Here is a 5,368-nt window from a genome sequence, read left to right on the forward strand (position 1 = left end):
GGGTGGTCTTATTCCTTTAAACGGTTTTATTTGAGCCATATTATAGATTTTAAAATATATGCGAAAATAATATTTAGAACGGATAAAGCGTTAAGATGACAGAGGAATTTAGATTTCTTTGTCATCTTAACGCTTTGTTATAAACGTAAAAATATGTTTATTTGTTTACTTTAAACTTGTCTATACCCTCTTTCAAAAATCCTACTGATTGTTTTGCTGCGGCGATTCCTGCGTTGATGTTGGCTTCGGCTGTTTGAGCACCCATTTTCTTCGGAGTGAAGAAATAGCGTCCTGTAAATTTTTCTGCGAACACAGATGCATTATCAGGTGTAATGTCCGATACGTAACGGAAATCCGGACGTTCATCCATTATTTGCACTAATTCTTCTTCATTTATGACTTCCTTGCGTGCTGTATTAATGAGCATAGCGCCTTTGGGCATTTGTTTCAGAAGAGCATAATTGATCGATTTTTTAGTTTCATTGGTTGCCGGAATATGCAATGATACATATTGACAGGTTGAGTAAAGTTCATTGATGTCTGTAATCGGTTTTACCCCCTCTGCTTCCATCACTGATGCCGGGCAATAAGGGTCAAAAGCGAAAACTTCCATTCCGAAACCTTTCGCAATGCGTGCAACGTTGCGGCCTACCTGACCAAATGCGTGAATACCTAATTTTTTACCTTTTAACTCTGTCCCTGATGTTCCGTTATACAGATTCCGGGCCATCATGACTGTCATCCCGAATACTAATTCGGCTACTGCGTTTGAATTTTGTCCGGGAGTATTCATTACACAAACTCCGTTGGCAGTTGCTGTTGCAAGGTCGATATTGTCATATCCTGCTCCGGCACGGACAACGACTTTTAATTGTTTGGCGGCATTGAGAACTTCTGCATCGATAATATCACTACGGACAATCAAGCCTTCAACGTCTTTAACAGCGTCCAATAATTTACTTTTTTCTCCGTATTTTTCGAGTAAAGCTAATTCGATGCCGGCACTTTCTACTACATCTTTGATTCCGTTTACAGCAACAGCTGCGAACGGTTTATCTGTTGCAACTAATATTTTCATGATCGTGTCTCCTTATTAATGAGCTTTTTCAAATTCTTTCATCGTGTCGATCAAAGCTTCGACACTTGATTTTGGCATTGCATTGTAAATGGATGCTCTGAAACCTCCTACGGAGCGGTGACCTTTAATGCCGACCATACCTTTGCTTGTCGCGAATTTGATAAATTCGTCTTCCAGGTCTTTGTATTCGTCATTCATTACGAAACAAACGTTCATGATCGAGCGGTCTTCTACATTAGCTGTTCCTTTAAACAGTTTATTGCGATCTATTTCATCGTAAAGAATAGCCGCTTTTTCGATATTCATTTTTTCAAGCACCTTAACGCCACCCAATTGCTTGTAGTATTTTAATGTTTGCAATGCTGAGAATACCGGTAAACAGGGAGGAGTGTTAAACATAGATCCTTTTTTGATGTGGGTTCGGTAATCGAGCATGGTGGGAATAGCACGATCTACATGTCCGAGGGCATCTTCACGAACAATTGCGATTGTAACACCGGCAGGTGCTAAGTTCTTTTGTGCTCCAGCATAAATGATATTGTATTTGGCAATATCGATCGGGCGCGAGAAAATGTCCGAAGACATATCTGCTACCAACGGTACTTTTACATCCGGATCATAGCGCATTTCAGTACCGAAGATGGTATTGTTGGTAGTGATATGAAAGTAATCGGCATCTTCGGGTACTGTATATCCTTTAGGAATATAAGTAAAGTTAGCTTCTTTTGAAGAAGCGACAACATCGACTTCACCGAATAACTTGGCTTCTTTAATAGCGTTTACAGCCCAGGTTCCGGTTTCAAGATAAGCGGCTTTCTTTTTCAACAAATTGAACGGAACCATGCAGAATTGCAGACTGGCGCCACCACCGAGAAAAACGACCTCGTATCCGGACGGAACATCTAATAACTCTTTTACAAGAGCTTGAGCTTCATCCATTACAGCGACGAATTCTTTGCTACGGTGTGATATTTCCAATAAAGATAATCCTGTCCCTGCAAAATCTAATACGGCATCAGCCGTGTTTTTGATGGTGTATTCACTCAGAATAGAAGGACCTGCGTAAAAATTGTGCTTCTTCATTTGTTCAATATTTATAGTTTATATACTGTTCTATTAATATTTAGGAAATTGTTTTCCGGCATGCATATTAAGGTTTCTATAAATATGTAATATTCGGAGAATTCCGGATCGGATTAAAAACAATTTCTGTTGTATATCGATGCTGCGAAATTAATACAAATTTTATGTATAACAAAAAAAATATCCGATCAATTTGAATATAAATGGACAAATAAAAAAACTATTTGTTATTTTACTCTTCGTTTGGTTTACAATATTATAGTTGTAATCCCGTTTTTAGGGAGTTTGTCTATTTGTAACGGTCTTTCCATAAATAAGATAAATGGTCTTTTAATTTATTTTCTGCCGGATTGGGCTGAGGTTTCCATATAGAGTCGTTTTTTAATTCGTCCGGAAGAAATTGTTGTTTGACGAAATGATTTTCATAATCATGTGCATATTTATAGTTTTTACCGTATTCCAGTTCTTTCATCAAAGATGTCGGCGCGTTTCGCAAATGTAACGGAACAGGTAGATTTCCGGTACGTTCTACTATCCCTAAAGCATCATTTATTGCCATATAGGCCGAATTGCTTTTAGGACTGCTCGCCAGATAAATCGTTGCCTCGGCCAAAATGATCCGTCCTTCAGGCCATCCGATATTCTGAAGCGCGTCGAAACAAGCATTGGCGATTAACAAGGCATTCGGATTAGCGAGTCCGATATCTTCTGCTGCCGATATGACAAGACGTCGGGCGATAAAGGCCGGATCTTCTCCTCCGGCTACCATTCGGGCTAACCAGTAAATAGCTCCGTCTGGGTCGCTTCCCCGAATCGACTTGATAAATGCCGATATGATGTCATAGTGCATTTCTCCGCCTTTATCGTATGCTGACGGATTCTGTTGCAGCCGATCTGTCACCGTCGCATCATCGATAATTATTGTTTTTTCGGGTTCGTTTGAACTGGTAATCAGATCTAAAATATTGAGAAGCTTGCGGGCATCACCTCCTGAATAACGAAACAATGCATTTGTTTCTTGTATTTCGATTTTTAAGTTTTTCAATACTTTATCGTAATGAATAGCCCGATCGAGAAGCGCTTGTAAATTTTTTACTTCAAGAGATTTGAGAACATATACCTGGCAGCGCGATAGGAGAGGACGTATTACTTCGAAAGAGGGATTTTCTGTCGTTGCGCCGATCAGGGTAACAGTCCCGTTTTCTACGGCACCTAATAAAGAATCTTGTTGAGATTTATTGAATCGGTGTATTTCATCAATAAAAAGTATCGGTCTGCCCGTTTGGAACATCCGGTTATTTTTGCATTTTTCTATAACATCGCGTACATCTTTTACTCCCGAATGAATCGCACTTAGGGTATAGAACGGAACGTCTAACTGATTGGATATGATTTTGGCTAAAGTCGTTTTGCCGACGCCCGGAGGCCCCCATAAAATAAAGGAGGAAATTTGTCCGGCATCGATCATTCGCCGTAAAATAGCGCCTTTCCCTACCAGATGTTCTTGTCCTATGTACTCGTCTAAATTTTGTGGACGTAATCTTTCTGCCAGAGGTTGTAACATAAATATCGCTTTTTGATTTGAACGCACAAAAGTACGAAAAAATAGATCGGTGAGATTCTTGTCGGAAGAATAATTTTGATGTGTATGTATAGGGTGTGGAGAGATTAACAACCAATTTATTGTTTTAACTCAAAAAGTATCTTATTTTTGTAAAAATACTTTGGATATACAAAATCTAAACTATGGAATAAGTTGTCCTTTTTATTAATGGTTGGTATATGGTAAACTTTAAAAATACTATTAGAATGAATCATCCTTATTTATTATGGAGTCTGCTCCCCGGATTTTCTTTATTTACCGGATGTACGGTTTCCCCGAAAAAAGAAGTTATAAAGTCAGATGATCGGTTACCGAATGTAATTTATATTTTTTCGGATGATTTGGGTTTTGGTGATTTGAGTTGTTATGGTGCGACAAAAATACAGACTCCACATATCGATTCGTTGGCGGCTCAGGGAGCTCAGTTTATGAACGCTTATGCATCGTCGGCAACAAGTACCCCTTCTCGGTTTTGTTTGTTGACAGGAGCATATCCGTGGCGTTATGAGAATACCGAGATCGCTACGGGGAATGCCGGTATGATTATCGATACGGCATGTGTTACTATGGCTGATCTGTTTAAGAACGCTGGTTATGTTACCGGTGCGATCGGTAAATGGCATTTGGGATTAGGAGGGCCGAATGGACCTGATTGGAATGGAGAGATAACTCCGAGCCCTCGAAATATAGGTTTTGATTATGATTTTGTTATTCCTGCTACGGTAGATCGTGTTCCGTGTGTATATGTCGAAAATGACAGGGTGGTAAATCTTGATCCGAAAGACCCTATTTTTGTAGATTATAATAAAAAAGTAGGTAATTGGCCTACGGGAAAAGAAAATCCTGAATTATTGAAAATGAAATCGAGTCATGGACACGATAATACGATTATCAATGGCATAGGACGTATCGGATATATGACGGGAGGCAAATCCGCTTTATGGGTAGATGAAGATATTGCCGACACGATAGTTTCTAAAGCTAAAGCCTTTATAGCCAAAAATAAAGAAAATCCGTTTTTTCTATATTTAGGGACTCAAGATGTGCATGTTCCTCGTATTCCACATCCTCGTTTTGCCGGGAAAAGCGATTTGGGTGTGAGAGGTGATGTCATATTGCAACTGGATTGGACTATCGGGCAATTGATGCATACGCTTGACAGTTTGGGCATAGCGAATAATACCCTATTTATTTTTACAAGTGATAACGGACCTGTGATTGATGACGGATATATAGATGGGGCTTTGGAAAATCTGAACGGGCATACGCCTATGGGAATTTATAGAGGAGGTAAATATAGTGCTTATGAAGCCGGAACACGTGTGCCGTTTATTGTCCGATGGCCGGATAGAATCAAACCTGTAAAGCAACATGCGTTGTTTTCGCAAGTCGATGTATTTGCTTCTATGGCAGAACTGTTAGGCAAGAAATTACCGGAAGGGGTTGCTCCGGATAGTCGAGGCAATCTTTCTGTCTTTTTAGGTGACGAATCGAAAGACCGGGAATATGTCGTTCAGCAAAATCTGAATAATACACTTTCGATTATTCAGGGAAAATGGAAGTATATAGAGCCGAGTGAATTGCCTAATACCGTGTCATGGGTG

The 5,368-nt window shown here is 39.6% G+C and carries 4 protein-coding genes; 1 reads left to right on the plus strand and 3 read right to left on the minus strand.

The window, feature by feature from the left end; translation table 11 throughout:
• Positions 1–157 precede the first annotated feature (157 nt).
• The 3 genes from AC1WHX_RS10175 to AC1WHX_RS10185 all read right to left on the minus strand — a co-directional run bounded on the left by AC1WHX_RS10175 (position 158) and on the right by AC1WHX_RS10185 (position 3,725).
• Positions 158–1,078, minus strand: a complete 921-nt coding sequence (locus tag AC1WHX_RS10175) for an NAD(P)-dependent oxidoreductase (RefSeq protein ID WP_195595810.1) — start codon at positions 1,076–1,078, stop codon at positions 158–160.
• 15 nt (positions 1,079–1,093) lie between these two features.
• On the minus strand, positions 1,094–2,161 hold the full coding sequence (gene serC, locus AC1WHX_RS10180; protein WP_009319261.1) for a 3-phosphoserine/phosphohydroxythreonine transaminase: 1,068 nt from the start codon (positions 2,159–2,161) through the stop codon (positions 1,094–1,096).
• Between the two features lie 289 nt (positions 2,162–2,450).
• Positions 2,451–3,725 (minus strand): replication-associated recombination protein A, encoded by a 1,275-nt coding sequence (locus AC1WHX_RS10185; protein WP_122337325.1) that lies wholly within the window; start codon positions 3,723–3,725, stop codon positions 2,451–2,453.
• A gap of 245 nt (positions 3,726–3,970) precedes the next feature.
• On the opposite strand from AC1WHX_RS10185, the gene AC1WHX_RS10190 reads away from it, so the two are divergent.
• Positions 3,971–5,368: sulfatase family protein (locus tag AC1WHX_RS10190; RefSeq protein ID WP_481229284.1), on the plus strand; the 1,398-nt coding region annotated here is incomplete at its 3' end.

This window comes from Coprobacter sp. (assembly GCF_982436375.1).